The organism is Aureimonas ureilytica (genome assembly GCF_001475935.1).
In the GTDB taxonomy this organism is placed as follows: domain Bacteria; phylum Pseudomonadota; class Alphaproteobacteria; order Rhizobiales; family Rhizobiaceae; genus Aureimonas; species Aureimonas ureilytica_A.
The window spans coordinates 14,440-37,374 of sequence record NZ_LDQA01000055.1 but is presented as its reverse complement, the minus strand read 5'-3'; the positions used below and the strand labels follow the sequence as shown (position 1 = coordinate 37,374).

19 protein-coding genes are annotated in these 22,935 nt (G+C 65.6%); 8 read left to right on the top strand and 11 right to left on the bottom strand.

What is annotated here, in order from left to right; all coding sequences use genetic code 11:
* Positions 1-31 precede the first annotated feature (31 nt).
* Genes NS365_RS18780 through NS365_RS18770 form a run of 3 tightly spaced genes read right to left on the bottom strand, consistent with a single transcriptional unit; the run spans position 32 to position 2,467 of the window.
* A complete protein-coding gene (locus tag NS365_RS18780; protein ID WP_058601831.1) occupies positions 32-1,282 on the bottom strand; it encodes a CCA tRNA nucleotidyltransferase in 1,251 nt (416 codons plus the stop codon).
* Positions 1,279-1,911, bottom strand: a complete 633-nt coding sequence (locus NS365_RS18775; protein WP_058601830.1) for a CoA pyrophosphatase — start codon at positions 1,909-1,911, stop codon at positions 1,279-1,281. The genes NS365_RS18780 and NS365_RS18775 overlap by 4 nt, the downstream gene beginning before the upstream one ends.
* Entirely contained in the window at positions 1,904-2,467 is a 564-nt protein-coding gene (locus NS365_RS18770; RefSeq protein ID WP_058601835.1) for a DUF1285 domain-containing protein, read from the bottom strand. The genes NS365_RS18775 and NS365_RS18770 overlap by 8 nt, the downstream gene beginning before the upstream one ends.
* Positions 2,468-2,667: 200 nt before the next feature.
* On the opposite strand from NS365_RS18770, the gene NS365_RS18765 reads away from it, so the two are divergent.
* The 5 genes from NS365_RS18765 (at position 2,668) to NS365_RS18745 (ending at position 10,629) form a co-directional block, all read left to right on the top strand.
* Entirely contained in the window at positions 2,668-3,678 is a 1,011-nt protein-coding gene (locus NS365_RS18765) for an AAA family ATPase (protein ID WP_058601829.1), read from the top strand.
* A 4-nt stretch (positions 3,679-3,682) separates the two neighbouring features.
* Positions 3,683-4,597, top strand: a complete 915-nt coding sequence (locus tag NS365_RS18760) for a DUF58 domain-containing protein (protein ID WP_058601828.1) — start codon at positions 3,683-3,685, stop codon at positions 4,595-4,597.
* Positions 4,597-7,461: a DUF4159 domain-containing protein gene (locus tag NS365_RS18755; protein ID WP_058601827.1), complete on the top strand. Its 2,865-nt coding sequence runs from the start codon at positions 4,597-4,599 to the stop codon at positions 7,459-7,461. The genes NS365_RS18760 and NS365_RS18755 overlap by 1 nt, the downstream gene beginning before the upstream one ends.
* Before the next feature lies 1 nt (position 7,462).
* Complete coding sequence (locus tag NS365_RS18750) at positions 7,463-9,538, top strand: hypothetical protein (protein ID WP_058601826.1); 2,076 nt, start codon at positions 7,463-7,465, stop codon at positions 9,536-9,538.
* Positions 9,539-9,615: 77 nt separating this feature from the next.
* Positions 9,616-10,629, top strand: coding sequence for a patatin-like phospholipase family protein (locus tag NS365_RS18745; protein ID WP_058601825.1), 1,014 nt, complete (start codon positions 9,616-9,618; stop codon positions 10,627-10,629).
* A gap of 15 nt (positions 10,630-10,644) precedes the next feature.
* Here NS365_RS18745 and NS365_RS18740 read toward each other — a convergent pair whose 3' ends face one another.
* Complete coding sequence (locus NS365_RS18740) at positions 10,645-11,157, bottom strand: GNAT family N-acetyltransferase (protein ID WP_058601834.1); 513 nt, start codon at positions 11,155-11,157, stop codon at positions 10,645-10,647.
* Positions 11,158-11,469: 312 nt separating this feature from the next.
* Here NS365_RS18740 and NS365_RS18735 point away from each other — a divergent pair, with 312 nt between their 5' ends.
* A complete protein-coding gene (locus NS365_RS18735; RefSeq protein ID WP_058601824.1) occupies positions 11,470-12,456 on the top strand; it encodes a glutathione S-transferase family protein in 987 nt (328 codons plus the stop codon).
* Between the two features lie 3 nt (positions 12,457-12,459).
* On the opposite strand, the gene NS365_RS18730 is transcribed toward NS365_RS18735, so the two are convergent.
* A complete protein-coding gene (locus tag NS365_RS18730; protein ID WP_058601823.1) occupies positions 12,460-12,924 on the bottom strand; it encodes an NUDIX domain-containing protein in 465 nt (154 codons plus the stop codon).
* Between the two features lie 45 nt (positions 12,925-12,969).
* On the opposite strand from NS365_RS18730, the gene NS365_RS18725 reads away from it, so the two are divergent.
* Both NS365_RS18725 and NS365_RS18720 read left to right on the top strand, forming a co-directional pair.
* Positions 12,970-13,950 carry a metallophosphoesterase family protein gene (locus tag NS365_RS18725; protein ID WP_058601822.1) on the top strand — a complete coding sequence of 327 codons (981 nt, stop codon included), beginning with the start codon at positions 12,970-12,972 and terminating at the stop codon, positions 13,948-13,950.
* 171 nt (positions 13,951-14,121) lie between these two features.
* Complete coding sequence (locus NS365_RS18720; protein WP_058601821.1) at positions 14,122-15,273, top strand: benzoate/H(+) symporter BenE family transporter; 1,152 nt, start codon at positions 14,122-14,124, stop codon at positions 15,271-15,273.
* A gap of 92 nt (positions 15,274-15,365) precedes the next feature.
* Here NS365_RS18720 and NS365_RS18715 read toward each other — a convergent pair whose 3' ends face one another.
* The 6 genes from NS365_RS18715 to NS365_RS18690 all read right to left on the bottom strand — a co-directional run bounded on the left by NS365_RS18715 (position 15,366) and on the right by NS365_RS18690 (position 22,872).
* Positions 15,366-15,998 carry a hypothetical protein gene (locus tag NS365_RS18715; protein WP_058601820.1) on the bottom strand — a complete coding sequence of 211 codons (633 nt, stop codon included), beginning with the start codon at positions 15,996-15,998 and terminating at the stop codon, positions 15,366-15,368.
* Positions 15,999-16,128: 130 nt separating this feature from the next.
* Positions 16,129-17,814, bottom strand: coding sequence for a 2-isopropylmalate synthase (leuA, locus tag NS365_RS18710; RefSeq protein WP_058601819.1), 1,686 nt, complete (start codon positions 17,812-17,814; stop codon positions 16,129-16,131).
* Between the two features lie 382 nt (positions 17,815-18,196).
* A complete protein-coding gene (locus NS365_RS18705; RefSeq protein WP_058601818.1) occupies positions 18,197-18,568 on the bottom strand; it encodes a hypothetical protein in 372 nt (123 codons plus the stop codon).
* Positions 18,569-18,857: 289 nt separating this feature from the next.
* Positions 18,858-19,784, bottom strand: a complete 927-nt coding sequence (locus NS365_RS18700) for a cation diffusion facilitator family transporter (protein ID WP_058601817.1) — start codon at positions 19,782-19,784, stop codon at positions 18,858-18,860.
* A 3-nt stretch (positions 19,785-19,787) separates the two neighbouring features.
* Positions 19,788-21,977 (bottom strand): anthranilate synthase, encoded by a 2,190-nt coding sequence (locus NS365_RS18695; RefSeq protein ID WP_058601816.1) that lies wholly within the window; start codon positions 21,975-21,977, stop codon positions 19,788-19,790.
* Positions 21,978-22,245: 268 nt separating this feature from the next.
* Positions 22,246-22,872 (bottom strand): glutathione S-transferase family protein, encoded by a 627-nt coding sequence (locus tag NS365_RS18690; protein ID WP_058601815.1) that lies wholly within the window; start codon positions 22,870-22,872, stop codon positions 22,246-22,248.
* Between the last annotated feature and the right edge of the window lie 63 nt (positions 22,873-22,935).

The window sequence follows — 22,935 nt, the reverse complement described above, 5'->3', positions numbered from 1 at the left end:
GCGGGCCGCATGCGGCCCGCTTTTTCGTGTCTTACGACCGGTCGCTATCTGTCATCGCCAGCAGCGCCTCACGCTTCAAGGTAAAACCGCTTTCCGCCCAGCGCCGCTTGAGAGCGTCCAGCCGGCGGCCCATGTCCGGGCCAGGCAAGAAGCCCTGCTGCGACAGATCGTGACCCGAGACCGGAAACTCCGGCGGCGCAAAGCGCTCAGCCTCCTGAAGCCGGGTCGAGAGACGCGCCAAAGCCTGAAGCGCCGCTGCGTCGCTCCCCGCCTTGCCGCGCAGCACGGCGAGCTTCAGCCGAAGCCGGTCCACGATCGCCCCTCGGTTTCCGAAGAGAAGCCTGACGCGGAACGCGCCATCCGACTCGTCTTCCTTCGGCTCGTCCGTCAGCGCCCAGGCCGTCAGCCGGTCGCGGTCCACATTCGACAGGCGGAGCCGCTTGGCGAGCGCGGCCATGCGCTCCGGGTCCGGCGGCACGATCGCCTCCAGCCGGCGCAGCGCGTCGGGGTCCCAGCCGAGCGCGCGCTCGGTCTCGCCCAACGACGGCATGGCGTCGATGCCCCATTTCTCGCTTTCCGGCAGAACGCGCGTGAGAACGCCGGTCTGACGCATCCAGAGCAGTGCGCGGCCGGGATCGGGCGCCGCGAAGAGCTTGCGAAGCTCCGCCCAGACGCGCTCGGCCGAGAGCTGGTCCAGCCCATCCTTCAGCCGTGTCGCGGCGCGAAGGCCATCGGCGTCCGGCCGCCCTTCGCCATACCAGGCGAAGAAGCGGAAGAAGCGGAGAATGCGCAGGTAATCCTCCTCGATGCGCCGCGCAGCCTCGCCGATGAAGCGCAGGGTTTTCGTTTCGATGTCGGCGACACCGCCGACGAGATCCACCACTTCACCGTCGGCACGCGCATAAAGCGCGTTTATCGTGAAGTCGCGTCGCTCGGCATCGGCGCGCCAGTCCTTGCCAAAACGCACCTTGGCGTGACGTCCGTCGGTTTCGACATCTTGGCGCAGCGTCGTCACCTCGAAGGGGCGGCCATTCATCACGGCCGTCACCGTTCCGTGCTCGAGCCCGGTCGGCACCGGTTTGAAGCCGGCGGCCTCGACGCGGCGCACGGTCTCTGCCGGTTCGCTGGTGGTGGCGATGTCGATATCGGTGATCGCACGGCCCATCAGATGGTTGCGCACAGCGCCGCCGACGACCCGTGCTTCATCGCCCTCCACCGACAGACAGGCTAGGAGGCGTTGCAGGGTCTCGTCGCGAAGCCAATCGGCGTCGATGCGTGTCATGATCTGTACAGTCTTTCGTAGAGCGTGCGCAGAATGCCCGCCGTTATGCCCCAGATGAGCCGGTCCCCGAAGGATATCGAATAGAAGGACCTGGTATGCCCACCCCATTCCCGGCTGTCGCGCCGATGGTTGGCCTCGTTCATCAGAAAGGCGAGCGGTACCTCGAAAATATCGGCGACTTCGCTGGGCTCGGGGCGCAGGGAAAAGCCGGGGCGCACGATGGCGACGACCGGGGTAATGCGGAACCCCGTCGTGGTGCGATAGCGCGGCAGGCGACCGAGCGTTTCGACGAAGCGCTCTTCCAGCGCGATTTCCTCGCGCGCCTCGCGCAGCGCCGCCGCCTCGACGCTCTCGTCCTCCGGGTCCACCGATCCGCCGGGAAAGGCGATCTGGCCGGAATGTTTGCGAAGCCCGGTGGCGCGCGTCGTGAGGATTACGCTCGCCCCCTCCGGCCGGTCCACGATCGGCACGAGGACCGCCGCCTCGCGCGCGGCCGCGCGCTCCACCAATTGCTCCAGATCGGGATTGAGAATGTGGTCGCCGCTGTCATGCTCCAGATCGCTCGCGCCACGCGCCAGGACACGGCGGCGCACGTCCTCGGCGCTCCAGTCGGTCAGGGTCTCACGCATGGTCGCTCGCATCCGGCAAGTCGAAGAAGCTCCCGCCCGATCGGATGCCGAGCCGCCCGTCCCGCTCCTCGGCAAGGCCGGCGAGGTCATAGGCGAGCGGGCGCGTCAGCCGCGCTTCGAGACCGCCGCGCACGAGGAGATAGGGCCGAAAACCCTCCGCATCTGCGGCAAAGCGCAAGGGATGCTCCGGCCCGGCTTCCACGAGATCGCCGACATTGGTGCGAAAGCTCAGGATCGGCACGCCGTCCCGCGTTTCCGCACTCATCTCCACCGCGAGGAATGGCGCGTCCTCGACCGTGATCCCCAGCTTTTCGACCGGCGTGACGAGACAAAAGCGCCCATCGGGTTCGCGCCGCAAGATGGTCGAGAACAGTCGAACCAAGGCTTCGCGATGAATGGGTTGGCCCTCGTGAATCCAATGGCCTTCGCGATCGATGCGAAGATCCATCGCGCCGCAATCGGGCGGATTCCAGAGTTCTACGGGCGGAGCGCCCTGCCCGGCCCGCTCGGCGCGAGACGCCAAGGCCTCCAGGCTGATCTCGGTTGCTTGCGACATGCTGTCCCCTGTCCTATGCCGCGACGGAACGCGGGCCATCCGGCCCATCACTTCGCTGGCACCGGTCTTATTTTGGTCGGGCTTCATCGTCACGAAATAGTTGCGCGCCCGGCGCTTGCCAACGCACCATCGCGCCACTCCTTTCCTATAAGGAGCGGCACTCAGGCCCGGGTGACGAGCGAAAAAGGACTCCCGCCATCATGACGATCCTCGCACCGGACAGCGCCGCTCTCGATCCGCAAGCCATGGTCGAGCAGGCCGAGGCGGCTCTGGCCGACATCGCGCGTGCGCGCGAAGCCGTGGGCCGCGTGATCTTCGGCCAGGAAAGCGTGGTGGAGCAAACGCTGACGGCGATCCTGGCGGGCGGCCATGCGCTGCTGGTCGGCGTGCCCGGCCTCGCCAAGACCAAGCTCGTGGAAACGCTCGGAACCGTTCTCGGGCTCGACGCGCGCCGCGTGCAGTTCACGCCCGACCTCATGCCCTCCGACATCGTCGGCACCGAAGTCATGGATCAGGACGAGACGGGCCGTCGCTCCTTCCGCTTCGTGCGCGGCCCGGTCTTCGCGCAGCTTCTGATGGCTGATGAGATCAACCGCGCCAGCCCGCGCACGCAGTCCGCCCTGCTTCAGGCCATGCAGGAATATCACGTGACCGTCGCGGGCGAGCGGCACGATCTGCCCGCGCCTTTCCATGTTCTGGCGACGCAGAATCCGCTGGAGCAGGAGGGTACCTATCCCCTGCCTGAAGCGCAGCTCGACCGATTCCTCTGTCAGATCGACGTGCACTACCCATCGCTCGACGCCGAGCGGCGCATTCTCATGGCGACGACGGGCGTTTCCGAAGAGCGCGCGAGCCCGGTTATGACGGCCGAGCGGCTGCGCGAAATCCAAGGCTTGGTGCGCCGGATGCCGGTGCCCGATACGGTGGTGGACGCGATCCTGTCGCTCGTGCGTTCCGCGCGCCCCGGCCATGGCTCGGCCGAGGCGGACGCGCATATCGCATGGGGCCCCGGCCCGCGCGCCTCGCAATCTCTGATGACCTGTGTCCGCGCCCGCGCGCTTTATGAAGGGCGTCTCGCCCCTTCGATCGACGATGTGCGGGCGCTGGCCGAGCCCATTCTGCAGCACCGCATGGCCTTGAACTTCGCGGCGCGCGCCGAGGGCGTCGGCGTTCGCGATGTGGTGAAGGCGCTCGTGCGCGGGCTGAACTGACACCATGGTCGCGATCGGTCAGATCACCGAGGCGACGCGCGGCGGCGAAGCGCTCCTGCGGGCGCGCCAGCGCGCCGCTCTCCTGCCGGACCTCCTGGTCGAGGCGCGGCGCATCGTCGCGACGGTGACAAGCGGCTGGCACGGGCGGCGACGGCGCGGCGCGGGCGAGAATTTCTGGCAGTTCCGACCCTTCGTGGATGGCGAGCCCGTGTCGCGGATCGACTGGCGGCGCTCGGCGCGCGACGACAATGTCTATCTTCGCGACCGCGAATGGGAAGCGGCGCAGACCGTCTGGCTCTGGGCCGATCCTTCGCTCTCCATGCTCTACCGCTCGCAAGGCGCGATCGTATCGAAGGAAAGCCGCGCGCTGGTTCTGGTGCTGGCGCTGGCCGAGTTGCTGTCGCGTTCGGGGGAGCGCATCGGCTTTCCCGACGTGCTCGACCCGATCTCCGCGCGCAACGCCGCCGAGCGGATCGCGGGCGCGCTCGCGACGGGCCGGCCCGCCTCCGGCTTTCCCTCCGGCGACCGGTTCAAGCGCTTCAGCGAACTGGTTCTCGTCAGCGACTTTCTCGACCCGATGGACGCGCTGATCGAGCGGATCGACCATCTCTCCCGGCGCGGCGTGCGCGGGCATCTCGTGCAGATCGCCGATCCGGCCGAAGTCGCCTTCCCCTATAGCGGTCGCACGGAGTTTCGCGATCCCGAGACCGGGGCCAAGCTCACGGCCGGGCGGGCGGAAACGCTGCGCGAGGAATACCGCGCCCTGTTCGACGCCCGCCGGGCGCATCTTGCAGACCATTGCCGGCATATCGGCTGGAGCCACGTCTTTCATTTGACCGACCGCCTCGCCTCCGAGCCGCTGCTCGCCCTTCATGGCCGCCTGAGCGGCCAGTTCCAGCCCGCTGGGCAACGCGCCTGATGGGGGGACTGTCGCTGTCCTTCGGTGCGCCGGTGGTTCTGGCCGGGCTTCTGGCGCTGCCCTTGATCTGGTGGCTGCTGCGCCTGACGCCCCCACGTCCGCAGACGGAAACTTTCCCGCCGCTGCGCATTCTGGAGCGCGTCGCCAAGCGCGAGGAAACGCCCTCGAAAAGCCCCTGGTGGCTGACACTTCTGCGCCTGCTTCTCGCCGCCGCCGTCATTCTGGCGCTCGCCGCCCCGATCCTGAACCCGCGCGAAAGCGCGCTGACGGGCAACGGCCCAGTGGTTGTCTTTCTCGACAATGGCTGGGCAAGCGCGCGCGATTGGACCGCGCGGCGCGGCGCGGCGGAAGCGCTGATCCGGGAAGCGGGCGAAAGCGGTCGGCCGGTTTCGCTGGTGTTGACGGCCGACGGCAATGCCAACGATCCCGCGCCGGTGGAAGCGGCGACAGCCTTGGAGCGGCTGGCAGCCGCCGAGCCGCGTTCAATCTCGGTTGATCGCGCGGCCGCTGCCAAGCGTCTGGCAGGCGTGCTTTCGGGGCAAAGCGGGATCAGCCTCGCGCTCTTGACAGATGGGCTCGATGGAGCCGGCACGGCCGAGGCGACACAAGCGCTGCGCGCGCTCGGTCCTGTTCAATCGCTCGTCTATCGCCCACTTCTCAACGATCTCTTCGCTCTGACGGCCGCCGACAATGCCACCGAGGCCCTGAAGGTCTCGGGCGTTCGGCCGACGAACGAAGCCAGCGCGCCGGCGGAGATCACCCTGCGCGCGCTGGACGCGCAGGAACGCGAGATCGGCCGCGCGCCGCTCGCCTTCGCGGCCGGCTCGACGGCCGGCGAAGCGCGGTTCGAGGTGCCGGTGGAACTGCGCAACGACATTGCGCGGATCGAGCGCGACGGCGCGCTGGACGCGGCCTCCGTGCGGCTGGTAGATGACAGTTTCCAACGCCGCAAGGTCGGGCTCGTGTCCGGCGAAGCGGCCGATCTGGCGCAGCCCCTCCTTTCGCCGCTCTACTACATCACGCGCGCGCTGGAGCCCTATGCCGATCTGATCCGGCCCGAGAGCGCCGACCTTGCGACCGCCGTTCCGGCGTTGGTGAAACAGAACCCGTCGATCATCGTGCTCGCCGATATCGGCGTGTTGCCGCAGGCAGCTCGGGAGGCGCTGACGGGTTTCGTCGACAAGGGCGGCATTCTCCTGCGCTTTGCGGGCCCTCGTCTCGCTGCCTCGACGGCCGAGGACGATCTCGTTCCCGTGCGCCTGCGAGGCGGCGAACGGCAGCTGGGCGGCGCCTTGTCCTGGTCCGAGCCGCAGAAGCTCGCGCCCATTCCGGCGGAAAGCCCTCTGGCGGGCATCGCCATTCCCGACGACGTAACCGTGTCGCGCCAGATCCTGGCTGAGCCCTCGGCCGATCTGCCCGCGCGCACCTGGGCAAGTCTGGCCGATGGAACGCCGCTCATCACGGCCGCCCGGCGTGGTGGGGGTAGCATCGTGCTGGTCCACACGACGGCCGAAGCCACATGGTCGAACCTACCGATCTCGGGCGCCTTCGTGAATATGCTTCGGCGCATCGTCACTCTTTCGCGCGGGACGAGCGCGGCGGGCGGCGAAGGCGCGGCGCAGGTTCTGCCGCCCTATCGCATTCTGAATGGCGAAGGTCGGCTGGTGCAGCCGGGGCCGGACGTGCGCCCGCTGACGGTTCGCCCCGGTGAAGAACCCACGCCCTCGATCGACCATCCGCCCGGTCTCTACGGCACATCGGAGGGCTATCGCGCCTTGAACCTGTTCGCCCCCGGCGCCGAGCTTCGCCCCCTTCCCGAACTCGACCTTGGCACGCCTCTCGTGTCACGCGCCTATGGGCTGGGGGATGCCACCGATCTGACGCCGTGGCTCTTTGCTGGCGCGCTGGCTTTGTTCACGCTCGATGCCTTGGCGCTTCTGTGGCTGAACGGCGGTTTCGCGCGGCTTGGCCGCCGCATGGCGGGCCTCAAGCGGCCCTCCTCGTCGCTGCCGCTGCTTTTGGTCGGTGCGCTTCTCCTGGCCAACCCTCCGCACCCGGCACAGGCGCAGGCCCGCCCCGCCGACGAGGCGACGCGCGGGCTCGACGGCGTCGACGCGCAGAAGGCCATCGCCGCGACCGAGACGACGCATCTCGCCTATGTCCAGACCGGCGATGCCGCGACCGACCAGCTGTCGCGGCAAGGCCTGTCGGGCCTGTCGCAGTTCATCGCCTCCAAGACGGCGCTGGAGCCCGGCGAGCCCATGGCGGTGGATCTCGAGAAGGACGAGTTGTCGTTCTATCCGATCCTTTACTGGCCTGTTCACGCCGATGCGGCCATGCCCAGCCCGGCCGCGATCAGCCGGGTGGACGCCTATATGAAGCAGGGCGGCACCGTGCTCTTCGATGTCGAAGGCGATGCGGCGGGCGATCTCTCCGGCACCAGCGTTTCGCCGGGTCAGCGCCGGCTGCGCGACATCCTGGCCGATCTCGACGTGCCGCCGCTGGAGCCGGTCCCGCGCGACCATGTTCTGACTAAGGCCTTCTACATCCTCGACAATTTTCCGGGCAGGCACACCGGCTCCGATCTCTGGGTCGAGTCGCTGAATCGCAGCGCGGACGCGCAGGCCCGCCCCGCCAGCGCGGGAGACGGCGTATCTTCGATCATGATCACGTCCAATGATTTCGCCAGCGCATGGGCGATCGACGATAACGGTCTCTTCGTGCGCCCGACCGATTCCGCCGACCCGGCCCAGCGCGAATATGCCTACCGGGCCGGGGTGAATATCGTGATGTATGTGCTGACCGGCAACTACAAGGCCGATCAGGTTCACGTGCCCGCGCTTCTCGAACGGCTGGGGCAGTGAGATGAACTGGTCGATCGATTTCGCGCCGTTTTTCTCCTGGACGGTGCTCGCCCTCCTGTGCATTCCCGCGCTGTTTCTAGCGGCGGCGCTGGTCTTTTCCGGCCTGCGCGGCTCGGTCCTGCGCGTTTGCGCTATTGGCGCCTTGCTTCTGGCGCTGCTGAACCCCGTCGTTCTGCGCGAACAGCGCGATCCCTTGAAAAGCGTCGTCGCGCTCGTGGTCGATCGCTCGCAGAGCCAGACGATCGGCGAACGCACGGCGCAGACGGACGAGGCTGTTGCCGAGTTGCGCCAGCGCCTGTCGGCCTTCCCACAATTCGAGGTGCGGGAGGTCGATGCACGCTCGGAAGGCACGAGCGACGTCTCGACGGCGCTGTTCGGCGCTCTGCGCTCGGCCTTGAGCGACGTGTCGCCGGGCCGTGTCGGCGGCGCCATCATGGTGACGGACGGTCAGGTCCACGACATTCCGCCCAATGCCGGCGCGCTTGGCTTCGACGCGCCGCTCCATGCGCTCATCACCGGGCGGCCGAACGAATTCGACCGCCGGCTCGATATCGTCACCGCGCCGCGCTTCGGGCTTGTGTCGCAGCCGCAGACCCTCAGCTACCGCGTCGTGGAGGAAGGGCCGCGCGCCTCGCGCAATCCCGTCGAGGTGCAGGTCTTCCTGAACGGCGATCTCGTGCAGCGCCAAAGCGCAGTGCCGGGCGAATTGACGTCGGTGGAGATCACCCTGCCGCGCGCCGGCAAGAACATCGTGGAACTCTCGGCCGCGCGCGATCCGCAGGAAATCACCCCGGTCAACAATCGCGCCATCGCGATCATCGACGGCATTCGCGAGAACCTGCGCGTGCTCCTCGTGTCGGGCGAGCCGCACGCGGGCGAGCGCACCTGGCGCAATCTCCTGAAATCCGACGCGGCGGTCGATCTCGTGCATTTCACGATCCTGCGCCCACCGGAAAAACAGGACGGAACGCCTATCAACGAGTTGTCGCTGATCGCCTTCCCGACACGAGAGCTGTTCGTCGAAAAGATCGAGGATTTTGACCTCATCATCTTCGACCGCTACCAGCGGCGCGGCGTGCTGCCGACGCTCTATTACGACTATATCGCGCAATATGTGGAAAAGGGCGGCGCCATGCTGATCGCCTCCGGGCCGGAATATGCCGGACCGGATTCGGTCGCCAACTCGCCGCTGGCCTCCATCCTGCCGGCCCTCCCGACGGGCGAAGTCGATCTGCGCGCCTTCCGGCCGACCCTTTCGGAACTCGGGCGCAAGCATCCCGTGACGCGCGGCCTGCCGGGCTCGGAAACCTCGCCTCCCAACTGGAGCCCTTGGTTTCGCACCGTTGATGTCGGTGAGACCAAAGGCGAGGTCGTGATGACCGGCCCGGACAACAAACCGCTCCTCGTGCTCAACCGGGCCGGTGAAGGTCGCGTCGCGCTGCTCCTGTCGGATCAAGGCTGGCTCTGGTCGCGCGGCTACGAGGGCGGCGGGCCCCATGTCGCGCTGTTCCGCCGCCTCGCGCATTGGTTGATGAAGGAGCCGGAGCTGGAGGAAGAGGCGCTGGACGCCGAGGGCACCGGCTCCGACCTCTTGATCACGCGCCACACGATCGGCGGCGATCCCGGCCCGGCGACCGTAGTCACGCCGACCGGCCAAGCCTTGCAGGTGACGCTCGCGGACGGTGGTAACGGAGAATGGCAGGGTCGCCTTCAGGCGAACGAACTCGGCTTGTATCAGGTGGCCAATGGCGACCTGCGCGCGCTCGCCAATATCGGCCCGGTGAACCCGCGCGAATATCGCGAGGCGATCTCGACCACGGCCAAGCTGCAACCGATCGCGGCCGAGACGCGCGGCGATGTCAGGCGGCTGGCGGGAGAAACGGGCGGCATCAGCGTGCCGCGCATCGTGCCCATGGCGGGCCGGGCCGAGGCGGCGGGCCGCGACTGGATCGGCCTTCGCACCACGGACGAGACGGTGCTTCGCGGTGTCGATCGCACGCCGCTGTTTGCCGGCTTCCTGGGACTGGCGGTTCTGCTTCTGGCGCTCTCCGCCACCTGGTATCGTGAGGGACGCTAGAACCTTTATTCATTTCGCAATTGCGAAGAGCCACCGCCGAGATCACATAGGGTGGATCGATGCGGAGGCTTGTCCCCATGACGTCAGTCTGTCTCGCTCTTCAAGGCGGCGGAGCCCATGGCGCCTTCACGTGGGGCGTCCTTGATCGGCTGTTGGAAGACGGTCGATTTCCGACGGCGGCGATCAGCGGCACTAGCGCCGGCGCGTTGAACGCTGCCGCGCTCGCCACGGGCCTTGCCGAAGGGCCGGAGGGCGCGCGGCGCAGGCTGGAGGCGCTGTGGCTGGAAGTCTCGCGCCGCTCGCCTTTGGGCGCGGCCGAAAACCGCCTCCCTTTCTTTCCGTTCAGTCGCTCCATGGTCCATGAGACGATCGAACGGATGAAGCTGTTCGGGCAGCTCGTATCGCCCTATTCGCTCGGCCTGCCCTCCGACAATGCGTTGCGCTCGGTGGTGGACGCAGTCATCGACTTCCCGCTTCTGCAAAGCGAGCGTGTCGTGCCGACCTTCGTGTCGGCCACCGATGTCGAAACGGGGAACGTGCGCGTCTTTTCGGGGCGGGAACTGACGGCCGACGCGCTTCTCGCGTCTGCCTGCTTGCCAGATATTTTCCGTGCCGTCGAAATCGACGGCCGGCCCTACTGGGACGGCGGCTATGTCGGCAACCCGATGTTGACGCCCTTCTTCGCGGACGACCACGGCTCAACCGACATTCTGATCGTCCAGGTCACGCCCTTTCACCGCTCGGGGACGCCCGAAACACCGGGTGACATCATGGACCGGGTGCAGGAAATTACGTTCAACACCTCGCTGATCCGCGATCTCCGGATGCTGACGGAAATGCAGAGGCTGGTGAAGGGCGAGGATCTGGAGAATCCCGTCCTGCGCCGTATCGCTGGGCTGCGCCTTCATATGATCGCGGCGGACGACGAGATGTCACGGCGCAGCGGCGCAGGCAAACTGGACACACGCTGGTCGGAACTCACGACGCTGCGTGACCTCGGCCGAGAGGCAGCCGGGCGGTGGCTCGCCGAGAATGCAAAGCATGTCGGCCAGCGCTCCACTCTCGCTGGAGGGTTCAGCATTCTCTCGTGATCCTCGCTGCCTGCCTCAGCGGCGTGGCAGCACGGCCCCCGATACGCCGTGAAGAGCGCCGGGAATGAGTTCCAGACCGAGGATCCGCGCCTGATCCACCGGCCCCGGCATGATCACCGAGCCGATCGGAAGCGGTACATAGCCGAGCGGCGTGTAGTAGGCGCGATCGCCCACGAGGAAAATAGCTGTCTCACCCGCCTCGCGCGCCGCTTCGGCGCTGAGCGAGAGAAGCATCCGGCCGATGCCCCGCTTCTTGAAGGCGGGACGGACGGCCAAGGGTCCGAGCATTAGGACGGGAGCGTCTCCGATCCGCACCGGCGTCAGACGCACGGAGCCGACCACCTCGCCCCGGATCATGGCGACCCGCGACAGAGTGCGATCGTGCGCGCTCGCCTCGCGCACCCGCTCCGCCGCGCGCGTGAACCGGCCGGGCCCGAAGGCTTCGGCATTGATGGCTTCGATCGTGTCCGCATGCGCGAACTGTTCCGCCTCGAAAACGAGGTCGAGATCTTGAAGAATGGACAGCATGGAAAGGTCCTGATCGGCGTGGGAAACCAAGCCGCCCGAAACCGGACCTTTCAAGGGGTCAGGTGGCGGCGTCGATCATCGCGGCTTTGGCCGCTTCATCTCGTCGTCGTCGCAGCAAGGCATGGACCTTTCGGGTGTTCCCGGTCGCCAGACCGGCCGCGCCTCATAGCACCTTGGTTCGGCAAAATCCATGCTTACCGCAAGGCTGCGATTAAATGCCGGGAGTGACGGAGTGTTCCCAAGCTTTCGCGGAACAGGCGTCGTCCGCTTCGCGTATCATCGCGAGGATGAGAATGGCAGAGGAGACGCGCGATGGGACTTCTGGTCGATGGCCAATGGCAAGACACATGGTACGACACGAAGTCGACCGGCGGTCGTTTTCAACGCACGGTCACGAGCTTCCGCCGCTGGGTGACGCCGGACGGCGCGCCGGGGCCGGACGGGCAGGACGCTGTCCCTGCGGAGGCGGGGCGCTATCACCTTTACGTTTCCCTCGCCTGCCCGTGGGCCCATCGCACGCTGATCCTGCGCAAGCTGAAGAAGCTGGAGGGCGTCATCTCCCTCTCCGTCGTGGACTGGCACATGGCCGAGGAAGGCTGGGTCTTTTCCGAGCGGCAGGGCGCCGTCCCCGATAGCGTCAACGGCGCGAGGCGGCTCTACGAGGTCTATCTGAAGGCCGACCCGACCTATACGGGTCGTGTCACCGTGCCGGTCCTCTGGGACAAGAAGGAGGGCACGATCGTCAACAACGAATCGGCCGAAATCCTCCGCATGTTCAATTCGAGTTTCGACGCGTTCGGTGACGCCAGTGTCGATGTCTGCCCGGTCGATCTGAAGGCGGAGATCGATGGGGTCAACGGCTTCGTCTATGACAAGGTGAACAACGGCGTCTACAAATGCGGTTTCGCCACCACGCAGGACGCCTATGAAGACGCATTTCATCAGCTCTTCGGCGCATTGGACGAGTTGGAAGAGAGGCTCGGCCGACAGCGCTACCTGACCGGCCCTCGTATCACCGAGGCGGACTGGCGCTTGTTTACGACGCTGATCCGCTTCGACCCGGTCTATGTCGGGCATTTCAAATGCAACCGGAAACGGATCGCGGATTATCCGAACCTGTTCCATTACATGCTGGAACTCTACCAGTGGCCGGGCGTCGCCGAGACGGTGGATTTCCACCACATCAAGCATCACTATTACGAGAGCCACGGCACCATCAATCCGACAGGCATCGTGCCGCTCGGCCCCGAGCAAGACCTCACTCAGCCGCATGACCGGGAGCGCTTGCCGGCAGGCTGAGGGCTACCAGTCTTCGGGGCGCGGCATGCCCGTGCGATCTTCATCGATGCGCCGGCGCGTAGCCGGCGTCGCACCCTCCGGCAAGGCGTCCTGCGCGAAGAAGCCGGTTTCGGCGATTTCGCGATCCGGCCGACGCGGCCTCGGCTGCCGGACGCGATCGCAGCGATACAGGAGGACATGGTCCCGCCCCTCCCGCCTGTTGTAGAACACGGCGACGAGGCGGGGCTCTGTCTCGCACAGAAGATGTCCCTCCTCCTCGGCTTCGCGGCGCGCGGCGGCAACCGCCGTTTCGCCGGGATCGACCGCGCCGCCCGGCAGATACCAGCCATCGCGATAGGCGTGCCGCACCAAGAAGACGCGGCCCATCTCGTCATAGGCGAGAAGCCGCACGCCCAGCGTCATGGGGCGTGACAGGAGCGCCCAGCGCCGCAGCGCCCACCCGAGCCAACGTTGCGCGCGTTGCTTCATGCGCCGCCCCTTCCCATCCCGGCGCGATCGGCTACTTGCTGCCCCATGTTCCGACTCGCCCATCTCTCCGATATTCACCTCGGCCCGCTGCCGGAGCTTTCCTACCGGGAACTCGCCTCGAAGCGGATCACAGGCTACATCAACTGGCAGCGCAATCGAAAGCGGGCGATGTTCGGCGACACGCTGCTGCGCCTCGTCAACGACATGAAGGCGCAGCATCCCGACCATGTGGCCGTCACCGGCGATCTCGTGAATCTTGCTTCCAAGCAGGAGATCATCGGCGCGCGCCTCTGGCTGGAAGACATGGGAAAGCCGGACTGGGTGTCCGTCATCCCCGGCAATCACGACGCCTATGTACCGGGCGCTCTCAAGCGCGCCTACCGGGAATGGCATCCCTATATGATGGGCGATCACAGGCTGGGGGCCGAAGCCAAGCACTTCCCTTATCTGCGCGTTCGCGGCCCGGTCGCGATCATCGGGACGTCCAGCGCGGAGGCGACCGCGCCCTTTTTCGCAACCGGTTCCTTCAAGCGCGGACAGGCGCTGCGCACGGCCAAACTTCTGGCAGAGGCCAAGGAACGCGGCCTGTTTCGCGTCGTGATGATCCACCATCCGCCGATCTCCGGCGCGGCAGCCTGGTCGAAGCGCCTCATCGGCAAGCAGTTCTTCTCCAAGGTCATTCACGATGTGGGCGCGGAACTCGTCCTGCACGGGCACACCCATCTCGACACGATCTATTGGCTGACGGGTCCAAGCGGCGAGAAAGTGCCTGTGGTCGGCGTACCCTCCGCCAGCCAGAGCGCCGGAAGCTCCAAGCCGCCGTCGCGCTACAATCTGTTCGAGATCGAAGGCGGGCCAGGCCAATGGTCGCTGACGCAGCGAGAGCGCGGCTTGCGGCTGGACGGATCAGGCATCGACTGGATTCGCGAGCGACAACTCTTGTCCAATGGTACGGCGATCGATCCCCGACCGCGCGCAGACGCGAAAGCGCCGGTGCCGGAGTTGAATTCGGAAACAGCGCTTTAGGCACTTGTTGCTGAGGTCGTCGGGAGGCAGAGGCTGGTTCGACTTCTCCTGGACATAACTTGAGCGTCGATGGCGAAGTGGACCAGCCTTCGGCTGAATTCCGCTTGCGGCGACTTTCGGATCGGTCGTAAGGCGACAGGCCATCCGCGACGATCCGCCGAAAGCTTCGCCATGCGCCTTCCGCCCCTGCCCGCCATCTCGGCAGGCCTCCTCGCCGCCTTTGTCGGCTTTGCCAGCTCGTTTTCGGTGGTGTTGCAGGGGCTTGTCGGTGTGGGAGCCACGCAGGAGCAGGCCGCGTCCGGCATCCTGGCGTTGTCGGTGGCGATGGGGGTGTGCGGCATCCTCGTCACCCTGCGCACGAAAATGCCGATTTCCATTGCCTGGTCCACGCCGGGCGCGGCGCTTCTGGCCGGAGCGGGCGTGCCGCATGGCGGCTTTGCGGCGGCGATCGGCGCCTTCATCCTGGCCGCAGCGCTCGTCACCCTGTCCGGTCTGGTGAAGCCGATCGGACGGGCGATGTCCGCGATCCCCGTCTCGCTTGCCAATGCCATGCTGGCCGGGATTCTGCTTCCCTTGTGTCTGGCGCCGGTCAAAGCCGTCGCGGCCATGCCGCTGGCAGGTCTTGCCATCGTGGCGGTCTGGTTTCTGGTCGGGCGTTGGAGCCGTGTTTTGGCGGTGCCAGCCGCAGCCGTCGCGACCGTTCTTCTGATCCTCGCAACGCATCCCGCGCCGATGGACCAAGCCTCGGCCATGCCCGCACCGGTCTTTGTCGCGCCGGACTGGTCTCTGGCGACGATGATCGGCATCGGCCTGCCGCTCTTCCTGATCACCATGGCCTCGCAGAACATCCCGGGCCTTGCGGTCCTGAAGGTGAACGGCTTCTCGCCCGAACCCGGCCCCTTATTCACGGTGACGGGCGTCTTCAGTCTTCTCTGCGCGCCCTTCGGCGGCCATGCGGTCAATCTGGCGGCCATCACGGCCGCCATCTGCGCGGGCGACGAAGCGGGTCCGGATCGCGCGCGCCGCTGGTGGGCGGGTGTGGTATCGGGGCTCGCCTATATCGCCTTCGGTCTGGCAGCGGGCTGGGTGACGGTTTTCGCAGGCCAGGCGCCGGTTCTGGTGCAGGCCATGGCCGGGCTGGCTTTGATCGGCGCCTTCACCAACGCCCTCAGCGGCACGATCGCGAAGGCGCAGGACCGGGAGGCGGCCATCCTCTGTTTCGTGACAACCGCATCCGGCACGGCGTTCTTGGGCATCAGCGCGCCGTTCTGGGGCTTGGCGGTCGGCGGCATCGCCCTTTTTGCAGCCCGCATCCGGAAATGAAAACGGCCCCAAGCGGATGGGGCGGCTCTCGAAACATGACATGGGAAGAAAAAGCAGACCGCACGAAGCGGCCGCTTGGCGCGGGCGGTGCTTCAGAACAAATGGGTTCCGCGCGCCGCGATGATCGCCAGGAGAACGCCGATGCCGACCACGATGCCGATCATCATCCACGACAGGGCGATCACGAAATCGGTAGAGCGGGGGCGTTGCGGTAAGCGCAATGGAGCATCGTGAGCGGGGGTGATCGGCGCGGTCAGCGTCTGCACCGGGCGCTCCGGCGCGGACAATCGCGACCCCAGCCCGTCGAACACGGCCAAGGCCTTGTCCCGCTCCACGATTCGCTCGGCGATATAGTCGGTCACGCGGTCCACCACGAAGCGAAGCTCGGGCGACTCGACCAGTGTCACACGGCCCAGGCGGGTTTCGCGAACGAAGCGATAGGTCCGACGGTCCCGGCCCATCACCACATGAGCCGTCGCGTCGATCCAGAAGCGCGGATGGGTGCCGTTGGACAAGGTGAAATCGAAGAGATCGTCATCCAGCGGAACCGCATCCATGATCGGCTGCAGTTCATCGGCAAACATTTCCAGTCGAGCGCGGTCGGCCTCGCGAATGTCCACCACGATGTCGGTGCGCTGAGCGGCGGCGATCTTGGCGGCACGCACAGCGTCCGCCAATCTCTTCGTCCCGTTCGTCGCCGCCACAGCGGACTTGGCCTCGGCCATCTTGCCCCCTCGACTGGTCGCGTGGGCGGATCGTCATGATTCGCCACCGCCCACCTCATGTGCTTAATCGAGCAGGCTTTCGCGAAGCCTGACCGCGAGCGGAGCCGAGTGCCGATGCGCGTTCGCGCCCTCAGCCTTCCAGAGCTCGGTTGGCCGCCGAGACGATCGCCTTCAGCGATGCGGTCGTCGCATTCTGATCGATGCCCGCGCCGAACACGCGCCCGTTTCCGTGCTCGACCTCCATATAGGCGATCGCGCTGGCATTCGAGCCTCGCTGGAGCGAATGTTCGGAATAATCGGAGACGCTCAGCGACAAGCCCAAATGCCGGTTCAGGGCGTTGATGAACCCGTCGATGGCGCCCGTGCCACGCCCGGTGATCGTCGTCTCCTGCCCGTTGTCGATGATCGTCGCCTCCACCAGACGGCTGTTGCGATCGCCTTCCACCTTGGTGAAATGCTCGACATAGCGCAGGCGCGCGCCCGGCTGCTCGACATAGCGCTCGATGAAACGATCATAGATGCGCTTGACCGGCAGTTCCTTGCCTTCCTCGTCGGTGATCCGCTGAATATCCTCGCGGAACTCGATCTGCAGATTGCGCGGCAGGTTCAAGCCGTAATCGGCCTGCAGGACATAGGCGATGCCGCCCTTGCCGGACTGCGAGTTGATGCGGATGATCGCCTCATAGGAGCGGCCGACATCCTGGGGGTCGATCGGCAGATACGGCACTTCCCAAACCGGCGTGTTGGCGACCTTATGCGCCTTCATGCCCTTGTTGATCGCGTCCTGATGCGAGCCCGAGAAGGCGGTATAGACCAGCTCGCCCACATAGGGATGGCGCTCGGGGATCGCGAGCTGGTTGCAATATTCGTAGACGTCCTTGATCCGGTTGATGTCGGACACATCCAGCTCGGGATCGACGCCTTGCGTGAACATGTTCAACGCCAAGGTCACCAGATCCACATTGCCCGTGCGCTCGCCATTGCCGAACAGCGTGCCCTCGACACGGTCCGCCCCTGCCAGGAGGCCGAGTTCGGTCGCGGCGATCGCCGTGCCCCGGTCGTTATGAGGATGCAGCGACAGGAGGATGCGGTCGCGATTGTCCAGATTGCGGCTCATCCATTCGATCTGGTCGGCATGGATGTTGGGCGTGGACATCTCGACCGTCGCTGGCAGGTTCAGGATCAGCCGGTTCTCAGGCGTCGGCTGCACCACTTCGGCAACGGCGTTACAGATTTCCAGCGCGAAATCGAGTTCGGTGCCGGTGAAGCTTTCCGGCGAATATTCGAAGCGGAAGCCGCCGCCGGCCTTGGCCGCCATATCGGTGATCATCTTGGCCGCATCCACCGCGATCTGACGAATGCCGGCGCGATCCTTGCCGAACACGACGCGGCGCTGCAACTCACTAGTGGAGTTATAGAAATGGACGATGGGCTGGCGCGCGCCCTCCAGGCTTTCGAAGGTGCGAGTGATCAGCTCGGGGCGGCACTGGACGAGGACCTGCAAGGACACATCATCGGCGACGCCCCCCTCTTCCACACACCAGCGCACGAAGTCGAAATCGGTCTGCGACGCAGAGGGGAAACCGATCTCGATCTCCTTGAAGTTCATCGCCTTCAACAGCGCGAACATGCGGGACTTGCGGTCGTGACCCATCGGGTCGACCAGGGCCTGATTGCCGTCGCGCAAATCCACCGAGCACCAGATCGGCGCCTTCTCGATGCGACGCGAAGGCCATTGGCGATCGGTCAGATCGACGGCCGGATAGGGCTGGTACTTGGTGAAGGCCTTGGCCATGACGGGAGAGGATGCGGACATCGAAGAACCTTGCTCGTTCGGCGAAGACGGTCGGCCAAGGGGCGCGTAAAGCCGTCTTTCAAAATTTCGGATGGATGTAAAGCCGAAGAGACTGGAGGCGCAAAGCGCCGGCTCGATCGCCGGGCGCCTCTTCTTAACGGGCCCGACGATCGCCAGTAAGCGCGAGAAGGGCCGGAAGAAGTCGAGCGAATCCCGTGGCGGCTTTTGCCGCGACGACGCCATGAGAGGCGAAAGGGGATTCGATCCGGTTCATGGAACCCAGTCTCGCGCGGCTCGCCTCGAAACACAAGGCCCCTGCCCGTCCGCGATCGAGCTTTCCGAGAAAACAAAAAAGCCCGGCTCGAAAGCCGGGCTTGGCATCAGCGATCAACGCCGGACCGAATTAGAAGTCCGTGTCGGAGCCCGGAACCAGAAGCTGCGAGACGCTCGCGGCCGGGGTCACACCGTGGTTGTAGACACCCTTGGCAACAGCGTTGATGTCGCGAGCCTCGGCGGCATGGGTCTCGCCGCGCGAGCCGGGGACAATGCCCTCATTGGCGCTGACGCCAGCCGGATAGCCGAACGAACGGGTTTCGAAGGTTGCGATCGGCGCACCCTTGGCCGCAGCCGAACCCACGATCACCGTGTTGGCTGCATGATCAGCCTGGACCTCTTCGTAGAAATCGGATCCGGGGACCAGTCCCGCGGCAGACGAAACACTGGTGAGCGCAACAAGAGAGAGCACGGCAGCGGACGCAAACGTGAAAGTCTTCATAATTTTATTCCTCATCAAAGTCGTAGCGACTGGCGGGGATCGATCGGCTAACGCCCCGATCTGAAATTTTACTGTCCCGCGTCGTTCGATGAGTGAGAGATAGGCGATCCCGTGCGCGCCTACGAGTAGCAAATAGCGAACAGTCCGTTCGTGACGTAAGTCACACTTCCTATTGATCGCCCTCTTGCATTGCAGCAAGGAATGCCCAATGCCTTCGCAGTCGCAAAATAAAAGGGCAGCGAAATTCGCCGCCCTCTCAACCGCTTAGCTTGAGAATGCGCAAACCTGCCTAGAGGACAGGCACGCCGATCTGTTTGGCCTCGGCCTCCGGCTCGACATGGATGAGCACGCGGGCGTTCAGGAATTCGCCCTGCACGGCGTCCTCGATCCGGTCGCAGATGACATGCGCGTCGCCGACGCTCATGGCGCTCGGCACCACCATGTGGAACTCGATGAAGATGGCACGCCCCGCGATGCGGGTGCGCACGTCGTGAACTTCCAGCGCGCCCTCGGCCATGGTGGAAATGATCTCGCGCACGCGCGTATCATCCGGGCCGTCCAAAGCCTGATCCATCAGGCCGGAGAGCGAGGCGGCGACGACCTTCCAGCCTTCGCGCAGGATGTTGAGCGCGACGAGCGCGGCCAGCAGCGGATCGAGGATCACCCAACCCGTCGCCTCAGCCACACCGAGACCAGCCAGGACACCGACCGAGGTCACCACATCGGCCATGATATGGCGTCCGTCCGCATCGAGCGCGGGCGAGCGGTGCTCGCGCCCCTTGCGGATCAGAACCGAAGCCCAGAACGCGTTGATGGCGGTGGCGACGCCATTGATGGCCATGCCGAGAAGCGGCGCGTCCATGGCACGCGGCTCGAGATAGGCGTACCACGCTTCCCGCAGAATGAGCAGCGACGCCAGAACGATGAGGACGCCTTCCACGACGGCGGAGAAATACTCCGCCTTCGTATGCCCGAACGGGTGATCGGCATCGGCGGGCTTGTAGGAGACCGTCACCGCCCAAAGAGCGATGAGGCCAGCCACGACATTGACGATCGATTCGAGCGCGTCCGAAAAGAGCGCGACGGAGCCCGTGACGAGATAGGCGAGATATTTGATCCCCAAGACCAGGCAGGCGATCGCGACGGTATAGACTGCGGTTCGCTTGACGAGACGACCGCCCTCGTCGTCGCTCATGGTGATCGTTGCTGCATTCATCGCTCAGTCCGCCTTCGTCCGTGTTCGCCGGGGCAGCTTGGCCACGACGTTCTCGATCATTCTCATGCCGGCGTCGCCGCCCAGACTCATGATGCTTTCCGGGTGGAACTGCACCGCCGCAACCGGCTCGTGCTTGTGCTCGAAGGCCATGACAACGCCGTCCTCCGTCTCGGCCGTCACCTCGAACTCGCGCGGCAGGCGTACGGGATCGGCGAAGATCGAGTGATAGCGCCCGACCGTCACCTCCGACGGCAGGCCGGCGAAGATCGTTCCGGGTGTGGAGACGCGAATGCGCGAGGGCTTGCCATGAACCGGCACGTGCAGCGTGCGCAGCGTGCCGCCATAGCTCTCGGCCAGCGCCTGAAGCCCGAGGCAAACGCCGAAGATTGGCGCCTGACGCTGACGCGCCATGGCGATCGTGTTGCGGCAGTCGAAATCGTCCGGCTTGCCGGGTCCGGGCGACAGCACCACGAGATCGGGCGAGACACGGTCGAAGATCTCTTCCGGCACGGGCGTGCGCACGGTGGTGACGTCGGCGCCGGTCTGGCGGAAGTAGTTGGCGAGCGTGTGGACGAAGCTGTCCTCGTGATCGACGAGAAGGATGCGCACGCCCTCCCCGACCTTGGGGCGCTCTCCCGTCTGCGTGGCGGCCTGCGGTGCACGGGCCTCGCGGATCGCCGCCAGAAGCGCGGAGGCTTTCAGCTCGGTCTCGGCCTCTTCCTCTTCCGGGTTGGAATCGTAAAGAAGCGTCGCGCCGGCGCGCACTTCGGCGATCCCGCCATTCAGCCGGATGGTGCGCAGCGTCAGGCCGGTGTTCATGTCGCCGTTGAAATGCATCATGCCGACCGCGCCGCCATACCAGGCGCGCGCGCTCTTCTCGTTCTCTTCGATGAAGCGCATGGCCCAGAGCTTGGGCGCACCCGTCACCGTCACGGCCCAGGCGTGGCTCATGAAGGCGTCCATCGCGTCCATGCCTTCGCGCAGACGGCCCTCGATATGGTCCACCGTATGGATCAGGCGCGAATACATCTCAATCTGACGACGGCCGATGACGCGCACCGAGCCAGGCTCGCAGACACGGCTCTTGTCGTTGCGATCGACGTCGGAACACATGGTGAGTTCCGACTCGTCCTTCTTGGAGTTCAGGAGCTTCAGGATCTGCTCCGAATCCGAGATCGCATCCTCGCCGCGCCGGATCGTGCCAGAGATCGGGCAGGTTTCGACGCGGCGGCCCGAAACGCGCACGAACATTTCAGGGCTCGCCCCGATCAGGAATTCGTTGGCACCGAGATTGATGAAGAAGGAATAGGGCGAGGGATTGATCGCCTTGAGGCGGCGCGAGATGGCCGAAGGCCGACTCTCGACGCGCTCGTAGAAGGTCTGGCCCGGCACGACCTCGAACAGGTCGCCGCGCATGAACTTGTCCTTGGCGCGCCGCACCAGCGCGGCGTATTCGCCCGGCTTGTGATCGCCCCGCTCCGGGTTCTGGTTGGACGGCACGAAGGGCGCATCCTCGCCCCCGCCTTCCAGCCCTTCGGTGGAATGGCCGTTCTTTTCGAACTCGTAGGATTCGATATAGGCGCGGGCGGAATAGTGATCCACCATCAGGATTTCGTCCGGCAGATAAAGGACGAGATCGCGTCTGGTGTCGCTGCGTGTCAGCGTTTCCTTCACCGGATCGAACTGGAAGGCCAGATCGTATCCGAAGGCACCGTAGAGGCCGAGATCGCTGTCGGCATCCGACTTGAACAGAGCGACGATGGCGCGCAGCACGGAAAAGACCGTGGGCATACGCGAGCGCTCTTCCTCGGTGAAGGCGCGCGAGGGCATGGCGACCGTCAGGTCGAGCCTGGATTCGCTGGAGTGCCGCTCGGCGATATCCTCATGCCCCTCCAGCGCCGCCGCCACGAAGCCGAGCAGCACGCGACCGCGCGGATTCAGGGCCTCGATGCGCACATGCCGGCCCGAGGAAGTGACGGCCAGTGGCGGATCGACGATCGCGGTGTCCCAGCGGGTGTAGCGGCCAGGGTATTCGTAGTTGGAGGAAAAAACCGCGCCTCGTCTCGTGTCGAGGCGGTCCACATAGGGCTCGATGGCGCCGGCATAGTCCACGTCGCGCCGACGGCGCGTCACGGTGACGCCGCCTTCGGTCTCGTATCTGAACGCGCCGTCGCTGGCGGTTTCGAGGGTCATCGCATCCAATCCTTCCAGAAGCACCGGCCCTCACGGCCCTTGAACAAGCAAAAAGGCCGCCGGGGTTCCGGGGCGGCCTTTGTTGTTCGAACAGACGCACGTGTTCGCAGCCGCCTATGTGCGGGTCTGCCACCACTGCTTGTTGTCGTGCGCGTTCGTCATGCCTGAGACCTAGCCCAGAGACCGATCCGCCGCAACGAAAATTCACCCCAAACCCTTATTTGCCAGTGCTTCGCAAGTGCGCGGCCGGGATAACGACGAAGTGCTCTCACCCCTTGGTGGACGCCAGAAGCGCGTCGTCGATCTCGGTGGCACGGTGAAGCGCGGGGCGCGCCTTGACGCGCTCGACATAGGCCTCGAAGCCTTCGCGTCGCTCGATCGATCCGAACTGGAGTCCCCAAGAAAGATGGCTGCCGACATAGACGTCGGCGGCGGTAAATCGGTCACCCGCTATGAAGCTCGATGCCGAGACGGCGCCTTCCAGCGCGTCCAGCACGGACTGATAGGACCCGTAGCCGACGAAGCCGCGCTTCTCGTCGGGCACCACGACACCGAGCACGCGGTTCGTCACGGCCGCCTCCAGAGGACCGGCGGCGAAGAACATCCAGCGGTAATAAGACGCGCGCTCTTTGGCCGAGCGCGCCTCAAGGCCCGCATCGGGAAAGGTCTCGGCCAGATAGGCGCAGATAGCAGCGACTTCCGTGACCACTGCGCCGCCATGGACAATGGCGGGCACCTTGCCCATCGGATTGACGGTGAGAAACTCCGCCGACTTCATGTCGGCACCGTAGGAAAGAATTCTCGTCTCGTAAGGCGCGCCCACTTCCTCCAGCATCCAGCGGACCATACGGCCGCGCGACATCGGGTTGGTGTAGAAGATCAGATCATCGGCCATGAAGCCTCCTTGAGATGCGCGAAAGCCGGCCTGTGAGGCCGGCTTTCGAAACATAACCCGATC